We start from the raw sequence: 19982 nt of genomic DNA on the forward strand, positions 1-19982 counted from the left end.
TCCGCATAAATAAAGGTACTTAAACATTGTTTACCTTTAAGGCAAAATCTAAATTTAATAAAATGGCAACAAAGAAAAAAAAAATTACCAGAGATGATATTGTTTCAATCTATATGAATGATGTTTTAGAAGCAGGAAAAAGACCAGCATCCGTATTTCATTTTGTAAAAGGGAAAGATTTTACTGAGGCTGAATTTTATGCCTTTTTCGGAACACTTGAGAGTTTGGAAAAAGAAATATTTAGATTGTTTTTTGTGAACACCATAGACTTGTTAAATAAAAACACAGACTATTTGGAGTATGACATGAAAAATAAAATGCTGAGTTTTTACTTTACTTTTTTCGAAATTCTGACGGCAAACAGAAGTTATGTTTTGCAAACCTTAAAAGCAGATCTTAATCCGATCAAAAATTTGGTGCAGCTGACTTCGCTTCGGGAAGCTTTTAAAGAATACGTTGCTGAAATTTTGACGGATGATTATAGATTAGAACAAGAGAGATTTCAGAAATTTCAAGAGAAAACAATTCAGGAATCGGCTTGGTTGCAATTGATGTTAACGCTGAAATTCTGGATGAGTGATGCTTCTGCAGGTTTTGAGAAAACAGATATTTTTATCGAAAAATCAGTTAATGCGTCATTTGAGTTAATGAATGTAGCGCCAATGAATCACCTTTTGGATTTTGGAAAATTTTTATTCAAAGAAAAAATTTACAGCAGATAATGAAAACAATCGATTATATCCCAACCTCAAAAATAGAAAGAGCCGGTAAATTGGTTCAGACCGGTGCAAAAATAGGAGTTAACTACATTAAGCACTATGCCGAAAAAATGGTGAATTCCGATCTGACTCGTGACAAACTAAACGAAAATAATGCCGAAGATATTTACGATGGACTTAAAAGTCTAAAAGGTAGTGCGCTGAAAGTAGCGCAAATGCTGAGTATGGACAAGAATTTCCTGCCTCAGGCCTATGTGGAGAAATTCTCGTTGTCTCAGTTTTCTGTACCGCCGCTTTCTGCGCCCTTGGTGCTGAAAACATTTAAAACGAATTTTGGAAAAACACCTTATGAAATCTTTGATGAGTTTAATGCCAATTCTGTAAATGCTGCAAGTATTGGTCAGGTGCATTTGGCGTTGAAAAACAATAAAAAACTCGCTGTTAAAATTCAATATCCGGGAGTGGCCAATAGTATCTCTTCTGATTTGGCTTTGGTAAAACCCATTGCAATCAGAATGTTTAATTTGCAAGGGAAAGACTCTGACAAGTATTTTAAAGAAGTAGAAGATAAACTGATCGAAGAAACGAATTATTTACTGGAATTAAAACAAAGCCAGGAAGTAGTAGAAGCCTGCAGTAAAATCGAAAACATACTTTTTCCAAACTATTATCCTGAATTTTCGTCAGAGAAAATCATCACGATGGATTGGATGACCGGAATACACCTTTCTGAATTTACCGCCAAAAATACGGACCAAGTAGTTGGTGACGCAATTGGACAGGCACTTTGGGATTTTTATATGTATCAAATTCATGTTTTAAGAAAGGTACATGCAGATCCGCATCCCGGGAACTTTTTGGTAGACGATCAAAATCATTTGATTGCACTTGATTTTGGATGTATGAAACAAATTCCCGAAGAGTTTTATGTGCCTTATTTTGAATTGATCAATAAAAATGTCATTACAGACGAGACGCTTTTTAATCAGAAATTATTCGAATTAGAAATTCTTCGTCCGGATGATTCTCCTTCAGAAATTGAATATTTTACGGAGATGTTTCATGATTTGCTATCTCTTTTTACCAGACCTTTTCAAAATGAAACGTTCGATTTCGCCGATGAAACTTTTTTCGATAGCATCGCCAAACTGGGAGAGCGTTTCACAAACGATACGAATCTCAAAAAAATGAACGGAAACAGAGGTTCTAAGCACTTTATTTACATGAATCGAACTTTCTTCGGGCTGTATAATTTAATGTTTGATCTGAAGGCGAAAATTACGGTGGAGAATTATTTGAAGTATTAGGAGGTTTTTTTTGTTTCAAGTTTCAAGTTTCAAGTTTCAGGTTTTTGCTTCATGGAGATTGAGCAGATTTCTTTTTATGTTACACGCGCAACCTTGCCATTTCAAGGCATGAATAATAACAACAGAAACTCCATACAGTTTGTCATACTGAGGAACGAAGGATCTACGTTTGGCTGAATCCATACCGTTGAACTTCACTTTACGGATTATCTCATGAAGATACTTCGTTCCTCAGTATGACAATATTGCGGAAAATTGAAACGGAGCAGCTTGTGTGATTTCTCCTTCGTCGAAAGGACAAAAAACAAGAATAAATCTGCTCAATCTGCCAAATCTGCGTGAAGCAAAAACCTGAAACCTGAAACTTGAAACTTGAAACAAAAAAAACTCCCCAATCCCCCAAATCTACAAGAAATTACCCCTCCACAAAAATTGGAATTTGGAATTTAAAAAATTTGGAATTTCACTTAACAATCCCAGCCTTATAAGTAGCAATAGCGCGATCTCTTGCAAAACCATGATCGATCATAGGTTCATTATAACCCAAATCAAATTCGGGAATCCATTTGCGGATGTAGATTCCTTTGTCATCAAATTTCTTTAGTTGAATTTCGGGATTGAAGACTCTGAAATAGGGTGCTGCATCACAACCTGTTCCTGCGGCCCATTGCCAGTTGCCTACATTTGATGCCAGTTCAAAATCTAATAGTTTTTCGGCAAAATAGGCCTCTCCCCATTGCCAGTTGATGAGTAAATGTTTGCATAGAAAACTTGCCACCACCATACGTACCCGATTGTGCATGTATCCGGTTTCGTTAAGTTGACGCATTCCCGCATCGACCATAGGGTATCCGGTTGTGCCCGTACACCAACGTTTAAAGTCTTCTTCGTTATTGCGCCATTGAATGCCATCATAAGCCGATTTGAAATTATGATTGACAACATTAGGAAAACTAAAGAGGATTTGAATAAAAAATTCACGCCAAATCAATTCGCTCAAAAAAGTCTGATTTGTTTTGTTGGCCCAGTTCACTAATTTCCGAATACTAACCGTTCCAAAACGCAAATGAGGAGAAAGATACGAGGTGCTGTCCAGAGCCGGAAAGTCTCTGGTTTCTTTATAGCTTTTAATTTGGGTTAAGTTATGCGGAAGTACTTTTATCGTGCTTTTTTCAAAGCCTATTTGTGATAATTCCGGGAATTGAAATTGGTTTTTAGCAAAATTAGCAAACAAAGGTTTTGTGTCACATTCCGTCACAGTTCCGTTCAAGTGGTATTTCTCCAGCCATTTGTTTTTGTATGGAGTGTAAATCGTGTAAGGAAGTCCGTCTGACTTGGTGATTTCTTTCTCTTCAAAAATCACGTGATCTTTATATGATGAAAAAGCGACATTATTTTGTTGTAATAAATTGCAAATCTCTAAATCCCGTTGTATCGCATAAGGTTCGTAATCCTTATTGAATGCTACATTTTGGATATCATATTCCGTTAAAAGTGATTGCCAGACTTCAGTAGTTTTTCCTTTTTTAATTAAAAGGGAAGATCCTGTTAATTGAAGCTCTTCGTTTATTTTTTGAAGTGAATCGTATATAAAACTTACCCTTGCATCACTTTTTGGAAGGCTTTCCAGGATATCTTCGTCAAAAATAAATAATGGAACTACCGGGAACGAAGAATGTAATGCATGGAATAAACCCATATTATCATCTAATCGTAAATCACGTCGGAACCAGAAAATAGTCACTTTTTGTTTCATTGTACTTTTGTGTTAAAGTGCTCTTCGATTTTGCTATAGCGATAATTAAAAATGGCTTTTAGTTTGTTTGCTACAACCAGTTTATTCATGATACGTCCTAAATAGCCAAATGGCAAGGCATAATGCACAATATCGGTCATTTTTACACCCGTTTCCGTGGTTTCAAAAAAGTGTTTGTGATGCCACAATTTGTAAGGACCAGAAAGTTGTATGTCTACAAAATAGTGATTTTCTACTGAAACAGTAATTTCGGTTGCCCATGAGATTTTAATTCCCAGAAGCGGTTTCAGGGTATAAGTAATGATTTGACCGGGATACATGCGTTTGTTGTCGAAATCTAAAATTTCAAAACGCATAGTGTCTGGAGTAATAGTTTGAAGATTTTTTGGGCTGGAAAAGAAATCCCAACATTCTTCTATACTTGCATTTATATGTTGCGTGGTTTCTATTTTGTATAATTTCATAATGTGTAGTATTACTATAATTCTGAGTATTCGTAACGTCTGCGTCAGGAGTTCAAACAAAAACTATCTATGCAGGATGTTTTAAGTGGTAAAAGAAGTAAATGATAGAAACAAACACACTTATTCTGAGACTGGTATCAAAACAATTACATTTTATAATATTTAAAAGGAACGAACAACATTCCAAAACACTCTCCGTCTTCTTTGCCTAAATGTTTGTGGTGCATTTTATGTGCCTTTCGTAGTCCGATGAGGTATTTGTTTTTGGTGTTTTTAAACCATTTAAAACGCTGATGAATGAGTACGTCGTGTATTAAAAAATAACAAACACCATAAAGAGTAATACCGCAAGCGATAAAAAACAAATAATTAAACCCGCCTTCAACACCAAAATAAAAGAGAACAATACTTGGGGTAGCGAAAATGACAAAGAAGATGTCATTACGTTCAAAAGTATGTTCGTATTTGGGTTGGTGATGATCTGCGTGAAAGTACCACATTAAGCCGTGCATAATGTATTTGTGCGTAAGCCACGTTACACATTCCATAAATAGAAAAACACTTAGAAAAATTAAAAAAGAAATCATTTTATGTTTTTGTATAGTTGTCAGTAAAAAGGCTGAAAAATAACCCTGAAAAATAAAAATAAGATCAGACCAGTTTCAATTTATAAGTTACAAAAGACTGCGCCAAAAGCCCGGCTTTTGCATAATTTGAAACCCGGATTCTCGAATTTCCAATTTCGTAATAAGGCGTATTTTTGAGTTTCTGTAATAGTTTTTTATAATAAATAAAGGCGGTGTACACTCCGAATTTAGCTTCAATTGGTAGTTTTACGATGCCTTGATAGGCGATTTTGAAATCTTCTTCAATTTCGTTGATAATGGCATTTTTTGCATTTTCATCAAAAGAATTTAAATTGATCCCGGGGAAATAATTGCGGTTTAAAATCAGATTGTCCTCTTTTAGATCGCGTAGAAAATTTACTTTTTGAAAAGCAGAGCCCAATCGCATGGCCTCCCCTTTGAGTTGTTCGTATTTCTGATCTTTCCCGGCCACAAAAACTTTGAGACACATTAATCCAACAGCATCGGCAGAACCATAAATGTAATCTTCATATTCTGTTTGTGTGTTGTAAGTCGATTTTACGAGATCAAGTTTCATGCTTTTTAAAAAGGCCTGAATCAGATCGTCTGTAATATTGTATTGTTTTACCGTATGCTGGAATGCATTTAAAATAGGATTTAAGCTAATGCCCATTTCCATTGCCTTGTAGTATTCTTTTTCAAAATCATTTATTAGATATTCTTTATTGTAATCCTGAAAAGAATCGACAATTTCATCTGCAAAACGAACAAAACCATAGATGCTGTAAATGGCTTCTCTAATGCTTGGCGCCAACATGCGTACGGCGAGGGAGAAAGATGTGCTGTAGTTTTTGGTAACCAATTTGCTGCAGCTGTAAGAGACAGTGTCAAATAGTGATTTCATTTTTTACGATCTAATAGATTTATGAATTAACTCAGCTACTAATTTTCCTGATATTAAGGCGGGCGGTACACCTGGACCCGGAACAGTTAATTGCCCCGTGAAAAATAAATTTTTGACTTTTTTGCTTTTCAGCTTGGGTCTTAAAAAGGCGGTTTGCAATAGGGTATTCGCCATTCCGTAAGCATTTCCTTTGTAGGCATTGTAATCTGCTACAAAATCATTTTTGCAAAATGACTTCTTAAATATAATATTATTTTTGATTTTTTGCTGCGTGATCTGTTCAAATCGAGTGATTATTTTTTCAAAGTATTCTTCTCGAAGTGCTTCAGTATCTTTAATTCCGGGAGCTAATGGAATCAGGAAAAATGCACTTTCCATTCCCTTTGGTGCTGCAGTTTCATCTGTTTTTGATGGAAAATTAGCATAGAATAAGGGAGCTTCAGGCCATTGTGGCTGATCGTAAATATCAATTGCATGCTGATTAAAATCGACATCAAAAAACAGATTGTGATGTGTTGTATTTTCTATTTTTTTGTCGAAGCCCACAAAGAAGAGCAGGGAAGAGGGAGCAAAAGTTCGACTTTCCCAATAGGCTTCAGAATAAGAACGATGAGGTTTGTCAAGCAAAGTCTCGGTATGATGATAATCGGCACCGCTTAAAACAATATCGGCTTGAATATGTTTTCCGTCGATGAGTACTCCGGTTGTGATTTTATTGGTTACAACTATTTTTTCAATAACAGAATTGGTTTTAATAGTAACTCCAAGTTCAAGAGCCAATTTCTCAATTCCACGTACAACATCAAACATACCGGTTTTCGGATGCCAGGTTCCTAAGCCAAAATCGGCATAGTTCATGAAATTATAAAAGGATGGCGTTTTAGTTGGTTTTGCTCCAAGAAATAAAACCGGGAATTCTAGAATTTGAATCAAACGTTCGTTTTTAAAATTCTTTCTGACATCACGACTGACGGTGCTGAAGAACTGATTTAGTTTTAAAGCGGTCTGAGGGGTGATTAATTCCAAAGGCGAAACTCCGGGGCGGTAAACCAAATCTTTAATGGCAATGTCGTAATTGCTTTTTGCTTCTTTGATGAAAGTGGCTAATTTTTTACTGCTTCCGGTTTCGATGGTTTCAAAAGTAGTCTGTATGGCTTCAAGGTTGTCGCAAATACTTATAAAATCTTCCACTCCAAAATAAACCCTGTAGGCCGGATTGAGTTTAATAAGCTCGTAATAGTCGGAAGATTTTTTGTTGAAATCGTTAAAGAAACGTTCAAAAACATCGGGCATCCAATACCAACTTGGTCCCATATCAAAAGTAAAACCGTCTTTTTTAAACTGTCTGGCTCTACCACCAATCGTTTCATTTTTTTCATAAATGGTAACACTGTTCCCTTGCTGGGCAAGGTAACAAGAGGCTGCTAATGCAGAGAAGCCAGACCCTATTATGATGATGGTTTTCTTCATTTGTTTAACAAATGTACAAAAACTTTAAACAAAACTTTATATTCTTTCTATTGTTTCGTCCATAGAATCGAAAATACGGATTCTGTCCGGTAAATTTCTCTGGTCAATGTGTTCGACCATTTTGCCCATAAGCCAGATTTCGTTGTTTTTTAGAAGTAATTTTTGCCCCATTGATTTTACGTATTGATTGATAACACTACGATCCGGCTGAACAGTCATGAAGGATATAAAAGTGATATTGTCAAAATGTTTTGTGAGATCCTGCAGGTTTTCGACCGGCATGCTTTCTCCTAAATAGATGGTTTTGTAGCCTTTAGACAGAATTTCATATTGAAGATAAAGCAATCCGATTTGGTGAATTTCGTTTAAGGGTAAGGAAAGAACGAAAATACGATCGGTTTTGGTTGGCTTTTGTATTTGAAGGCTTTCGGTGTAAATGAGTATTTTCTGCTTGATTAAATGACTCATGAAATGCTCATTTGCAGGAGTTATGGTTTCCGATTGCCATAATAAGCCTAATTCTTTTAATAAGGGAAGAAAATGTTCTTTGAAGACTTCTTTGAATGTTTTTTCAGAAATCAACCAGTCAAAAGTATTGAAGAATATTTCCTGATCGAAATTCATCATGGCCATTTTAAATGAGGTAATGGCGAAGTTCTGCGAGTTCTTTTTTGAAATGATTTCACGAACCAGTTGTGGGATCTTTTCGTCAGGGTAAGTAGCGATTTTAGAAATCTTATAACCGTACTCGTGTAATAATGTTATGTTTAAAAGTTTCTGGAGATTTTGCAGATTATAAAGTCTGATATTGGTGTCCGTTCTCATAGGTTCAAGAATGTTATATCTTTTTTCCCAGATACGAATGGTATGTGCTTTTATTCCGGATAAGTTCTCAAGGTCTTTTATGCTGAAAACAGTTTTTATGTTGTTTACCATTTTTGGTGATTAAGTAAACAAAAATAAAATAAAATCCGAGATACCGTCTTAAAACAATCCTAAAATGATAGTTTAGGCAAGGTTTACGGGATCAAAACGGTTTAATTTGTCTAAATGCAGAATGGTTTTAGAGCCGTCATCACTTCTGTCGTACATAGTTTCGAATTTGGCGCCGTAAACAACTTCATCAAAAGTATACGAGGTGCTTGCTGCTACGGTATTGCTGAACATATCATCAAAAGTGGTAATGAAGACCAGGATTTCACCATGTATTTTCTTAAAATCGTCTTCAGTGAAATTATATAACGGACTGTCTTCGGTTATAGGGTGTACGAGTGTCCAGCTTAACGAAAGTGCGTTTATATGACTTAGTTCTAATGCTAAGGAATAAAACTTGTTGGTCATTTTGCCATCTTCTTCAATGCTCATTCCTAAAGTTACTTTTGCTGTTGCGTCTGTGAAATTGGTGTTTTTAAAAGGAACGAGACGGATCATTAAAGCTTTGTTTTGTCCGTAAGGTGAAATTAGTGCATTATGTGAAAATTTTAAAAAAGCGGTCGGTTTGCTGAATCTTCCAAAGAATAAACCCGTTGCAATCGCAAAACTCAATAGTCCAATTAAAGCTTCTGCTGCAGATAAGGCACTCGTTAGAAAGCCGGTTGGACTAATATGTCCGTAGCCTACCGTGGTAAAGGTTTGCGCACTAAAAAAATAAGCTTGCCCAAATTGGTCCAAAAGACCACCTGATGTTGTAATTCCGTCCAGGTGTTCTATGCCGATTGCGTAATAAAGAACGGCGAAAACAAAATTGATTGCGATATAAAAACTAAACAAAATAGACAGGAATCTCCAGTTTGGCATGTCGATCATGGTATGGTACCAGCTGATGCGACGCAATAAATGCATGCCTCTTTTTTCTATATTGGCAGTTCCATTTTTGTTTACGAATCTTCCGCCATAACTGTTTGCATTGGTTCCAAAACCGGAGTTTTGATCTGTTTTAGCTTTGTTGTTTATTTTTTTAAGAAGTACCATTGCTGTTTTGTTTGAGGACAAATGTAAGGATAACTTTTAGATGAAATTAAGAGCCCTGTAAAATGAAAAAGCAATCTGCGGTACTTGATGACCACAGATTGCTTAGTGTATTGTTAGAGTGCTGTTAGATACTATTTACAAAAAGTAGCTTTGTTTTTTATAGCGCTTTGGCTGCCTAGCTCAATCGCTTTTGAGAAATCTTTGCAGCAGTTCTTTTTATCTCCAATTTTATTATAAGCCAAACCTCTTAGGTTGTAAGCAATATAATCTTTAGGGTTTAAACCAAGAGAAGCTGTACAGTCCTCTATAGTGCCTTGATAATTTTGTAATTTGTAATTTACATTGGCTCTGCCTGTAAAGGCATCTGCATTCATGCTGTCTAAATCAATTGTTTTACTGAAATCGGCTGAAGCTCCTTTTAAGTCATTCAACTTTAGTTTCGCAACACCTCTGTTTTGGTAAGCTTCAACAAATTTGGAGTTCATACTAATTGCTTTGGTGTAATCTGCAATGGCACCTTTTGTGTTTCCGGTTTCTGCTTTCTTTAGGGCTTTGTCAAAATAACCGGTTGCAGATTGTGCAAAACTCGAAAACGTAATCATCATAAATGATAGAAAAAATAAATGTTTCATAAACTAATTTGGGATTAGTAGGTTAATTAATTAGGAACGAATTTAGGAAAGATTTATTTCTAACAGAAGTGCTTTTGTAAAATTATGGTTAGCAAATGAAAATTTTTTGTGCGTGTAGTTTGTGTGATCTGTTTTACAGTCTGTTCTGTTTCTTTGCCGTTTGTTTTAGAGTGGTGTTTTTTATGTTTTGATTTCTAAAATGGTATTTGCGAGTATAAAGAGTTAGACTTATGGGCAAGCTTGGGCAGTATTTGTTGTGAAAGTTTACTATATAGTATTGATGTAGCCGTAAAAGTGTATTTAAATCATATAAGTGATATAAGTTCATTTTAGACTACTTGCCGAAAAAAGATCAAATCCAAAAGTTGTGGGGAAGTAAAAATCTCGCAAAGACGCAAAATCGCAAAGTTTTAATGAAAAAGCAGAAAAAAAACTTGGCGGCTTGGCGTCTTTGCGAGATCATCAAAGCGAGAAGTTGGGAAATTAGAGACTTGAAAAGCTGTGGTAAAAAAGTATAAGATCTGCTATTTCTAACAAAAGGAAATTTCTAAAAATTATTCCACAACTTTTGAACTTGATTCTTGTCGTCGCAAAGTTGTTCTTATATGGTTTGGGATTTTAATAGTAAGAGTGTCTCTCCAAAATGCCAGAAATAAAAAAAGGTCAAGTAAAATAAATTACTTGACCTTTTGTGACCCGACTGGGGCTCGAACCCAGGACCCCATCATTAAAAGTGATGTGCTCTACCAACTGAGCTATCGAGTCATTCATTTGCTTTCTGAACGCGGGTGCAAATATAAGGACTTTTTATTGAAGTTTCCAAGTGTTTGCTGGTACTTAATTTGATATTATTTTATATCTTTTTTTATTTTTCTGAAAACGTGTGGTTTGGGGGTTTATTTTTTTTGCTTTTTTATTTTAAGATAGGTCCAGATGTAGTTCAATTCTTATTGTTTGATGGGGTTTAGGGGAATTAGCTTTGTAAGCTCGGGAGTTTATGAGCGAAGATTTCAATCTTAGAGTTTAAAAATGAAATTCCAGAGATCAGTTCAGAACTTATTTTCTGAAATCATTTAGCTTTAAAATGAAGACATGCTTTAAAAGGAATAAAAAGATTAAACCATATAAGTGATATAAGTTCATATCATTTTAATCGCTGAGACTTTAATGAGCTTATATTACTTATATGGTTTAAAAACGATAAGCGTGGAGTTGTATTTGGGGAGTAAGGAATCATATTACATAAGAGATGTAAAATTATCTTTGGTTTTTCCTTTGCATCCCTTACAGTTAAAAACGGTAGTGAAGCCAAAGCTGACAGGTTTCAAAAACCTGTCAGCTTTAAATTCGCAAAAGCGAAGGGAAATAATTTTGGAGTATAATGTTGTTTTCTGTCGAAAAGGAATTACGAGCGTCTGGCCTTTTTTTAAACTTTGTGACTTCGCGGCTTTGCGAGATTTTTCATCTCGACACAACTTTTACATCTTATTCGTTTTTTAATAGTACAAAAAAAAGCTAAACACCAACAATATTCTGGTGTTTAGCTTTTTCTAATTTAATAAAGTGACCACGGTGGGATTTGAACCCACACGCCCTTACGAGCACCACCCCCTCAAGATGGCAAGTCTACCGTTTCTCCACGTGGCCAAAAAAAAAGGTCAAGTAATTGAATTACTCGACCTTTGTGACCCGACTGGGGCTCGAACCCAGGACCCCATCATTAAAAGTGATGTGCTCTACCAACTGAGCTATCGAGTCATTGCTTTCAAGGAATTTAATTTGTTAATCACAAAATTTGTGACCCGACTGGGGCTCGAACCCAGGACCCCATCATTAAAAGTGATGTGCTCTACCAACTGAGCTATCGAGTCATTTAATTCCTTGAATGCGGGTGCAAATATAAGGAGTTATTTTCGAAGTTTCCAAGCATTTTTATTATAAATTTGTCTTTTTTTAAGAAAAATTCTCAACGTCTTAGTTTATAAGGTTTTATTAGTATGAAAAAAATTGTGTTATTAGGTTATATGGGGTGCGGAAAGTCAACAATTGCCCAAAATTTGTCAAAAATTACAAATATTCCGTTTTTGGATTTGGATAAATGTATCGAAAATAGAGTCAATTTATCAATAAATGAAATTTTTGAACAACATGGAGAGATCTATTTTAGAAAATTAGAGCACGAAATTTTTGTCGAATTGCTTCAATCTTCAGAAAATAGTATAATTGGTTTGGGTGGAGGAACGCCATGTTATGCAAATAACCATGAATTATTGAAGAACGATGGTGTTACTTCAATTTATTTAAAAGCCTCCATAGAGACATTATATAATAGGTTAGTTCATAACAAGAGCAAGCGTCCCTTGATTGCTGATATGAATGAAGAAGAAATGAGAGAGTTTATTGCGAAACATTTATTCGACCGAAGCTTTTATTACAACCAGGCACAACATAAAGTCACGGTTGATGGCAAATCAGTCGAAGAAACGGTTCAGGATATTATAAGGATACTAGCTTAAAAAAGCATAATCACCGCCATTTTCGTCGAAAACAACCTGAACATGCTCTAATAAAGAGGTGGAAAGAGAGATTCCTTTGAAATCAGCTTTCACGGGGTATTTTTTATGATTTCGGTCTACAAGTACTGCAGTTTTGAATTTCTTAAGCGGGACGTCTAAGAAATGACGAACTGCATATATTAAAGTAGTACCTGAGTTTAAGACATCATCAACAAGGACTAATCCTTTGTTAGCATATTCGCTGGCCGGTAAAGAAGTTTGTATAGGTGACTGCGGATTTTGCTTGTCAACTTTAACTTCGCAAAGAGAGACTTTCAGATTTGAGATGTTGCCTAAAGCTGCTGCCAGTTTTTGAGCAAAAACAGATCCGTTAGAGGCGATTCCGGCTATCACAACTTCGTCTTCGTCAACAAAAGTCTCGTAAATTTGATAAGCGATACGTTTTATTTTATGTTCGATTTCCTGATTCGTTAAGATGATGTTCTTATTCATGATTTATTTTTTTGCTAAAATACATATTTAGGGCATTAAATTCCAAGTTTTAAAAATTCCAAATTCCAATGTTGGGGTTTGGATTTGTGTTTACTTGGAACTCTTTTTGAAACAATTTATAGTTCCTAGTAATAGAGTTTGTTTGAATGGTTGGAATTTGGAATTTTATTTTGAAACAATTTACAATCTCTAACACTAAAGTTTATTAGATTGTTGGAATTTGGAATTTCAAATTTTTGAAATTTTACTCTTTCTCTTCATTATCAAAAATCTCATTACCATACTCATCAATATCTCTACGGTCCTTTTTAGTGGGTCTTCCGGTTCCACTTTTGCGATAGTGTTCTTTAGAAAGTTTTAGCAACTCCAGATGAGCATAAGCTTCGGCCGGTGTTTCGTTTTTGCGATAGATGTCAACAAGTTTTGCTCCAACACGACTTTCCGGTATGTCAAGTACGGTTATGATTTGCGTGATCTGGTCTTTTCTAAAGGTAATCCTGTCGGTCGGGAAAACCTCTTTTGATGGTTTCGCAACCTGCCCATTTACAGTGATGTGGTTCTTTTTACAGGCTTCAGTAACCATATTTCGGGTCTTGTAATAGCGTACGCACCACAGGTATTTATCTATTCTCATAATTTTTCTAAAATAGAAGTTAAAATCTTTACAAAAATAAATCAATATTGTATCTTGCGCACCTAAAAATATAAGAATAATGAATAAATTTAAATATTATTTTATTTTATTACTTGCCGGTATCGCTATCGTTTCGTGTAATAAAAATGATGACGATGATGTAGAAACGGTTCCTTTAAGAGATTACAAGGAACAGTACAAGGCTGACAGTGATTCGATTATGAAATATTTAAAGAGCAATTATATTAAAAGCGTCAGCGCTAATTTTGATATTGAAATAGAAAAAATTCCTGCAGGAGGAGCGCAAGTTTCTATTTGGGATCAGACCGTATATCCTTTACAAAATAGAGTGGTTTACAGTAATGATGTTAACTATACCGTTTATTATTTGTCTTTAAGAAAAGGTACAGGTGCTGCTCCTTGTAATTATGACAGAATTTCTGCCTCTTACTCTGGGAATACATTAAACAATAAAGTTTTTGATACTTCTTATGGATTGGCTAGAGATTTTAGTCTGGAGCCGTATTTGACAACATCTGTAATAGAAGGATGGCCGGAAATTTTCCCTCAGTTTAGGATGGGTACTGCTAAAATGGCAACAGATGGTAGTGGTGTTATAACCTATGAAAATTTCGGGGCTGGTGTTATGTTTTTGCCTTCCGGATTAGCGTACTATGGTTCTGGTCAGACTGATATCCCTGCTTATTCTTGTCTGGTGTTTAGTTTTAAATTATTGGGTGTTCAAAGATTGGATCATGACTTTGATGGGATTTATGATTTTGAGGAAGATTTAAATGGAGATGGTTATATGTATGATTTTAGAAATACAACAAAATATCCAAATCCTCCAGATGGAAAACTTTTAGATGATACAGATCATGATGGTTTGGCTGATTTTATAGACGTTGATGATGACGGGGATGGTTATACCACGCTTCTGGAAATTACTAAGCCTGCAGGGGTTAATTCTGGGGTGAGTAAATATTATCCTTTTAATCCGGTTGCGGATAATCCTAATACACCAAATGTAGATGAAACGGAGCTATGGGCTATTCCTAGAAAACCAACCGGAGCGCTTACAGATCCTAATAAGCCAGAGTCTGCTGCGAATCCACGAAAATTTGTTGATGAGGATTATAAAGCAGTAGGAAGAACAAGGATTCATTTAGATAATACGTATCCTTACAAAAATTAATAAAGTTTTTAAATACAAAAAAACCTCGAAATCACTTTCGAGGTTTTTTTGTATAAAGAAGAAAATCTAAAATTATTTTCTTTTGATAACTCTTTCTACAGCTTCAACAATCGCTTGATTGTTTAGTTTGTATTTCTCCATCAATTGTTCCGGAGTTCCTGATTCACCAAAACTATCGTTTACAGCTACAAATTCTTGTGGAGCCGGATTGTTTAAAGCAAGTACCCTGGAAACACTTTCTCCTAATCCTCCAAGAATGTTGTGCTCTTCTGCTGTTACCACACATTTTGTTTTGGCCAATGATTTTAGAATAGCTTCTTCGTCAAGTGGTTTAATAGTGTGAATGTTGATTACTTCAGCAGAAATTCCTTTTGCTTCTAAAGCTTCAGCAGCGATAAGAGCTTCCCAAACTAAGTGTCCGGTAGCTACAATAGTAACATCAGAACCTTCGTTTAATAGAATAGCTTTTCCAATTACGAAAGGCTCGTCAGCAGGAGTAAAGTTAGCTACTACAGGACGTCCAAAACGTAAATAAGCGGGACCATGGTGGTCTGCTAATGCAAGAGTGGCAGCTTTAGTCTGATTGTAATCACAAGTGTTAATTACAGTCATTCCCGGTAACATTTTCATTAAACCGATATCTTCAAGGATTTGGTGTGTTGCTCCATCTTCACCAAGTGTTAAACCAGCGTGAGAAGCACAGATTTTTACATTTTTATCAGAATAAGCAACAGATTGACGAATTTGATCGTAAACTCTTCCTGTTGAGAAATTGGCGAAAGTTCCTGTGAATGGAATTTTCCCTCCAATGGTTAAACCAGCTGCGATTCCAATCATATTCGCTTCTGCGATACCAATTTGGAAAAAACGCTCCGGGTGATTTTTCTTGAAATCATCAAATTTTAATGATCCAATTAAATCGGCACATAATGCCACAACATTTTCGTTTTTCTGACCTAATTCTGTCATTCCCGCTCCAAAACCCGAACGAGTATCTTTACTTCCTGTATTTGTATATTTTTTCATTTCTGTTTTTTCATTTTGAGGTTCTAAGAATTCAGTGACTAAGTTTCTGAGTTTTTTTTAACTGAAAACTAATTACTGAGACTGAACACTTTTTAATAGTCTGCTAAAGTTGATGTATTTTGAGCTAGAGCACTTGCCAATTGATCATTGTTTGGTGCTTTTCCGTGCCAAGCGTGCGTGTGCATCATAAAGTCAACTCCGTTACCCATTTCAGTGTGTAACAAAATACAAACCGGTTTTCCTTTTCCTGTTCTTGATTTTGCATCATTTAAACCGGCAAGGATAGCGTCGATATTGTTTCCTTCTTTGATGTCAAGAACGTCCCAGTCAAAAGCTTCAAATTTAGCGCGGATACTTCCCATTGCCAGAACTTCATCTGTTGTTCCGTCAATTTGTTTTCCGTTAAGGTCAATAGTAGCAATAACGTTGTCTACTTTTTTAGCAGAAGCATACATGATAGCTTCCCAGTTTTGACCCTCTTGTAATTCACCATCACCGTGTAGGCTGTAAATGATATGATTGTCGCCATTTAATTTTTTAGCCTGAGCTGCTCCAAGAGCTACAGATAAACCTTGTCCTAATGAACCGGAAGCGATACGAACACCAGGTAATCCTTCGTGTGTCGTAGGATGTCCTTGTAAGCGAGAATTTAAAAGTCTAAACGTAGCCAATTCCGAAACAGGGAAATAACCACTACGGGCTAAAACGCTATAAAAAACTGGAGAAATATGCCCGTTTGAAAGGAAGAAAAGATCTTCTCCAATTCCGTCCATATCAAAACCTTCTTTACGGTCCATAATATTTTGGTATAAAGTAACCAAAAATTCAGTACAACCTAGTGATCCGCCTGGATGACCAGAGTTGACAGCATGTACCATACGAAGAATATCTCTTCTTACTTGGATAGTTAAATCGCTTAATTGTTGTGTGTTAGGCTTCATTTTATATGTAAAAGTTAAACTGTTGCAAAAGTAATTGTTATTTTGCGGGGAGACAAATCATTTTTAAGGAAATGTGTTATATATATCGAGATGTTGAGTTATAAAGTTTCGTAGTTCTCCAATACGAAGATTTAAACCAATCAGAAGTTAAAAGTTTTCTTTAGAAGTAGTTAAAGTCAAGAAGTTTGATTCCCGAAAAAGATACAATCTAAGAAGTTATGATAACTCTATTTTAATGTCTCCTGAATAGCTTTCTCAATCAAAGGCTCCATAATTTTATATCCGGCTAATGTAGGGTGCACACCATCTAAAGTATATTTCCCATCCAAGCCTTTTTGATCGTCGCTCATTTTTGAAAAATAGTCTGTATAAATAATCTGGTTTTCTTTGCAATAGTTTTGAATCATTTCATTGAGTTTGATTATTTTTTCGGCAGGTTCCAATCCTTTCCGCCATTTAAAATCTAAAGCGGGCAGTACGGATGAAAGGATCACTTTAATGTTGTTTTGTTTGGCTAATTCTGCCATCGAAATAATGTTTCCGAGAATATCTTCGAGTTCAATCGGACCGTTATTTTGTGCAATATCATTGACTCCGGCAAGGATAATGACCAATTTTGGTTTTAAAGAAATTACATCTGCTCGAAATCGCACCAACATTTGCGAGGAAGTTTGGCCGCTGATTCCTCGATTGATATAATTTTTATTCGAAAAAAACTCAGGATCATAGGTTTTCCAGCCTTCAGTGATAGAGTTTCCCATAAAAACAATTCGGTTTTTGTTTTCCGGTTCTAGTTTTAAAGCTTGATTTTCTTTTGAATATTTAGAGATATTGGCCCAATCTGTTTTCATGTCTTGACTGAAAGTTTTTGTAGTGATAAAAAGCAATAGTATAATGAAAGTCTTTTTCATAACAAAAAATAGTTTTGATGTTTAGAATTGTTTCATTTTCTAATTGTTTAATCCTTTGATTTCTTTCCAGGTAATCAGCTGAATGTTATTCGCTTCAAGTTTTAATTTGCATTCCGGGCTGGTGAAAAATTCCAAGTCTATTTGTCTCCATTTTGAACCAAAATTGGGATGGTTTATAGTGACAGCTTTCATTTCATCGTCATCAAAAGCCGGATGTATCAAAATGGCATTCAATCCAGGAGCCATATTGTCCAGAACGCTGCTGTAATATTTTTTTTGTTCGTCTTTTACAAAATAATCGTAATGACCAATATGAAGGTGTTCGACCACAATATCATTTTCGAAGTCGAAACTTTCGTTCGTTAAATTAACAGATTCAATAAAAGCTTTATTCAGAAAAACAGCTAAGTTGTATTCTTTACCTAAGGATTTGTATATCTCTAAAAATTCAGGAGATACTCCTACGCTATACATATGGGAGTCTATATGAGTAGGTTGCAATCCAAAATACAGTGCTTTTTCGATTTGAGCCTGAAGCTCTTTTTTGACTTCTTCCGGTTTGGCATTGCTGAAGAAATCGGCTCTACTTTTGTAAAAGTGCCCGTTTTTATCTACTAATGAAGAAACTTCTGAAATTGGTGCAACCGGACCAAATTTATAGTTTTCCCATTCGCAGGTTAGGGTTAGGTGAACCCCGTGTTCGAATTGAGGGTTGTTTTTTGCGTAATTGACCATTTCAAAAGACCACGGGCAAGGCATCATTATGCTGTAAGAATTTACTAATCCTGCCTCAAGTGCTTGTATGGTAGCTCTGTTTTCAGAATGCGATAATCCGGCATCATCTGCATGTATGAGTAATAATTTAGTCTCTTCCGGATATCCTAGTTTTTGTGATAAATTCATTTTGTGTGTTGTGTTTAATTTTGTGATTCAAATTTAGTGGATTTTTCTCGCAGGATTGTTAATGAGAAAATTATAGTGAATTCCTGATTTTTTTAAGATGATTTGCTTTTGAAATTTAATTTCTTCTTCATGATTTTTGATTTTTTTCTCAATAAAATAATTATGTGATGCTGTTAGCTTCAATCTTGGGGATATTTATTGTCAGTATTTGCAGCAATTTTAAAGGTTTATATCTTTTGAAGCAATAGAAAAATGATATTCTATTTTGTCATTAAATTTTCCTCAAATTAGCCTATCTTTGCCGACTGAAAAACGCGTATATGAAGTTTGATTTATTACAAAAAGATCCGCAGTCGAAAGCAAGAGCGGGGAGTATTACTACAGATCACGGAGTTATTGAAACTCCTATTTTTATGCCTGTTGGGACTGTTGCATCGGTAAAAGGTGTGCACCAAAGAGAGCTGAAAGAAGATATTAATCCGGATATTATTCTCGGAAACACTTACCATTTATATTTACGTCCACAGACTGAAATCCTTGAAAAAGCAGGTGGATTGCATAAATTTATGAACTGGGATCGCAATATTTTGACTGATTCCGGAGGATATCAAGTGTATTCGCTTTCTAATAACAGAAAAATCAAAGAAGAAGGAGTAAAGTTTAAATCACATATTGACGGATCGTATCATTTCTTTACACCCGAAAATGTAATGGAAATTCAACGTACCATCGGAGCCGATATCATTATGGCTTTTGATGAATGTACACCTTATCCTTGCGATTACAGATACGCACAACGTTCGATGCACATGACACACCGTTGGTTGGATCGTTGTATCAATCATTTAGATAAAGTTCCTTATAAATATGGATACGAGCAAACTTTTTTCCCGATTGTTCAGGGAAGTACGTATAAAGATTTGCGTCGTCAATCTGCGGAGTATATTGCGAATGCAGGTCAGCAAGGAAATGCTATTGGCGGATTGTCAGTAGGAGAACCTGCTGAAGAAATGTATGCCATGACAGAAGTAGTATGTGAAATCCTGCCGGAAGATAAACCTCGTTATTTAATGGGTGTTGGAACTCCGATTAATATTCTGGAAAATATTGCGTTAGGAATTGATATGTTCGATTGTGTAATGCCAACGCGTAATGCAAGAAACGGAATGTTGTTTACAGCAAACGGAACGATCAATATCAAGAATAAAAAATGGGAAGCTGATTTCTCTCCAATCGATGAGATGGGACATACTTTCGTAGATACAGAATATACAAAAGCTTATTTACGTCACTTGTTTGCTGCGAACGAATATTTAGGAAAACAAATTGCAACGATTCATAATCTTGGTTTCTATATGTGGTTGGTTCGTGAAGCCAGAAAACATATCTTAGCTGGCGATTTCAGACCTTGGAAAGAAATGATGGTTAAAAATATGAGTCAAAGACTATAAGAAGTTTTAAGTTTCAGGTTTCAGGTTTCAAGTTTAAGGTTATTACAAGAAAACCTGAAACTTGAAACCTGAAACCCAAAACCCCAAACCTTTTCAAACTAAA

Annotated in this window: 19 protein-coding genes and 4 tRNA genes; 5 read left to right on the forward strand and 18 right to left on the reverse strand. The window is 35.5% G+C overall.

Annotated features, from left to right (window positions below):
* Positions 1–62: 62 nt before the first annotated feature.
* Positions 63–722: a TetR family transcriptional regulator C-terminal domain-containing protein gene (locus ACHRV5_RS15250; protein ID WP_395427331.1), complete on the forward strand. Its 660-nt coding sequence runs from the start codon at positions 63–65 to the stop codon at positions 720–722.
* Positions 722–2026, forward strand: a complete 1305-nt coding sequence (locus tag ACHRV5_RS15255; protein ID WP_395427332.1) for an ABC1 kinase family protein — start codon at positions 722–724, stop codon at positions 2024–2026. The genes ACHRV5_RS15250 and ACHRV5_RS15255 overlap by 1 nt, the downstream gene beginning before the upstream one ends.
* A 463-nt stretch (positions 2027–2489) precedes the next feature.
* Here the strand turns inward: ACHRV5_RS15255 and ACHRV5_RS15260 are convergent, their stop codons facing one another.
* The 12 genes from ACHRV5_RS15260 to ACHRV5_RS15315 all read right to left on the reverse strand — a co-directional run bounded on the left by ACHRV5_RS15260 (position 2490) and on the right by ACHRV5_RS15315 (position 11681).
* Complete coding sequence (locus ACHRV5_RS15260) at positions 2490–3782, reverse strand: cryptochrome/photolyase family protein (protein WP_395427333.1); 1293 nt, start codon at positions 3780–3782, stop codon at positions 2490–2492.
* Positions 3779–4246 carry an SRPBCC family protein gene (locus ACHRV5_RS15265; RefSeq protein WP_230003037.1) on the reverse strand — a complete coding sequence of 156 codons (468 nt, stop codon included), beginning with the start codon at positions 4244–4246 and terminating at the stop codon, positions 3779–3781. Before ACHRV5_RS15265 ends, ACHRV5_RS15260 begins: the two co-directional genes overlap by 4 nt.
* Positions 4247–4392: 146 nt before the next feature.
* The gene (locus ACHRV5_RS15270) at positions 4393–4833 is read right to left on the reverse strand and encodes a sterol desaturase family protein (protein WP_230003036.1); all 441 of its coding nucleotides are present in this window, start codon (positions 4831–4833) and stop codon (positions 4393–4395) included.
* Positions 4834–4897: 64 nt separating this feature from the next.
* Positions 4898–5737 (reverse strand): phytoene/squalene synthase family protein, encoded by an 840-nt coding sequence (locus tag ACHRV5_RS15275; protein WP_395427334.1) that lies wholly within the window; start codon positions 5735–5737, stop codon positions 4898–4900.
* Between the two features lie 3 nt (positions 5738–5740).
* Positions 5741–7207, reverse strand: a complete 1467-nt coding sequence (locus ACHRV5_RS15280; RefSeq protein ID WP_395427335.1) for a phytoene desaturase family protein — start codon at positions 7205–7207, stop codon at positions 5741–5743.
* A 36-nt stretch (positions 7208–7243) separates the two neighbouring features.
* A complete protein-coding gene (locus tag ACHRV5_RS15285) occupies positions 7244–8143 on the reverse strand; it encodes a MerR family transcriptional regulator (RefSeq protein ID WP_047773849.1) in 900 nt (299 codons plus the stop codon).
* A gap of 72 nt (positions 8144–8215) precedes the next feature.
* Complete coding sequence (locus tag ACHRV5_RS15290; protein ID WP_230003033.1) at positions 8216–9178, reverse strand: ion channel; 963 nt, start codon at positions 9176–9178, stop codon at positions 8216–8218.
* 131 nt (positions 9179–9309) lie between these two features.
* Positions 9310–9810, reverse strand: a complete 501-nt coding sequence (locus ACHRV5_RS15295) for a tetratricopeptide repeat protein (protein WP_240478063.1) — start codon at positions 9808–9810, stop codon at positions 9310–9312.
* Positions 9811–10502: 692 nt separating this feature from the next.
* A tRNA-Lys gene (locus ACHRV5_RS15300) sits at positions 10503–10575 on the reverse strand.
* Positions 10576–11374: 799 nt separating this feature from the next.
* Positions 11375–11457, reverse strand: a tRNA-Leu gene (locus tag ACHRV5_RS15305).
* Positions 11458–11495: 38 nt separating this feature from the next.
* Positions 11496–11568: transfer RNA gene (locus ACHRV5_RS15310), tRNA-Lys, on the reverse strand.
* A gap of 40 nt (positions 11569–11608) precedes the next feature.
* A tRNA-Lys gene (locus ACHRV5_RS15315) sits at positions 11609–11681 on the reverse strand.
* Positions 11682–11807: 126 nt separating this feature from the next.
* Here ACHRV5_RS15315 and ACHRV5_RS15320 point away from each other — a divergent pair.
* Entirely contained in the window at positions 11808–12326 is a 519-nt protein-coding gene (locus ACHRV5_RS15320) for a shikimate kinase (RefSeq protein ID WP_395427336.1), read from the forward strand.
* On the opposite strand, the gene ACHRV5_RS15325 is transcribed toward ACHRV5_RS15320, so the two are convergent.
* A complete protein-coding gene (locus tag ACHRV5_RS15325; RefSeq protein WP_395427337.1) occupies positions 12318–12818 on the reverse strand; it encodes a phosphoribosyltransferase family protein in 501 nt (166 codons plus the stop codon). The two genes, ACHRV5_RS15320 and ACHRV5_RS15325, sit on opposite strands and share 9 nt — an antisense overlap.
* A gap of 244 nt (positions 12819–13062) precedes the next feature.
* Positions 13063–13452: an RNA-binding S4 domain-containing protein gene (locus ACHRV5_RS15330; RefSeq protein ID WP_395427338.1), complete on the reverse strand. Its 390-nt coding sequence runs from the start codon at positions 13450–13452 to the stop codon at positions 13063–13065.
* A 79-nt stretch (positions 13453–13531) separates the two neighbouring features.
* Between ACHRV5_RS15330 and ACHRV5_RS15335 the strand changes: the two genes are divergently transcribed.
* Positions 13532–14647, forward strand: a complete 1116-nt coding sequence (locus ACHRV5_RS15335) for an FKBP-type peptidyl-prolyl cis-trans isomerase (protein WP_047773837.1) — start codon at positions 13532–13534, stop codon at positions 14645–14647.
* Positions 14648–14719: 72 nt separating this feature from the next.
* Here the strand turns inward: ACHRV5_RS15335 and ACHRV5_RS15340 are convergent, their stop codons facing one another.
* The 4 genes from ACHRV5_RS15340 to ACHRV5_RS15355 form a co-directional block, all read right to left on the reverse strand.
* Positions 14720–15673 carry a transketolase family protein gene (locus ACHRV5_RS15340; protein ID WP_047773835.1) on the reverse strand — a complete coding sequence of 318 codons (954 nt, stop codon included), beginning with the start codon at positions 15671–15673 and terminating at the stop codon, positions 14720–14722.
* Positions 15674–15765: 92 nt separating this feature from the next.
* Entirely contained in the window at positions 15766–16614 is an 849-nt protein-coding gene (locus ACHRV5_RS15345) for a transketolase (protein ID WP_395427339.1), read from the reverse strand.
* Between the two features lie 227 nt (positions 16615–16841).
* Positions 16842–17525, reverse strand: a complete 684-nt coding sequence (locus tag ACHRV5_RS15350; protein WP_395427340.1) for an SGNH/GDSL hydrolase family protein — start codon at positions 17523–17525, stop codon at positions 16842–16844.
* A 39-nt stretch (positions 17526–17564) separates the two neighbouring features.
* Complete coding sequence (locus ACHRV5_RS15355; RefSeq protein WP_395427341.1) at positions 17565–18428, reverse strand: polysaccharide deacetylase family protein; 864 nt, start codon at positions 18426–18428, stop codon at positions 17565–17567.
* 320 nt (positions 18429–18748) lie between these two features.
* Here ACHRV5_RS15355 and tgt point away from each other — a divergent pair, with 320 nt between their 5' ends.
* On the forward strand, positions 18749–19879 hold the full coding sequence (gene tgt, locus ACHRV5_RS15360) for a tRNA guanosine(34) transglycosylase Tgt (protein WP_047773828.1): 1131 nt from the start codon (positions 18749–18751) through the stop codon (positions 19877–19879).
* Positions 19880–19982: the final 103 nt, after the last annotated feature.

Origin of the sequence: Flavobacterium sp. FlaQc-52, assembly GCF_044007495.1 — a bacterium.
Classification (GTDB): domain Bacteria; phylum Bacteroidota; class Bacteroidia; order Flavobacteriales; family Flavobacteriaceae; genus Flavobacterium; species Flavobacterium cupriresistens.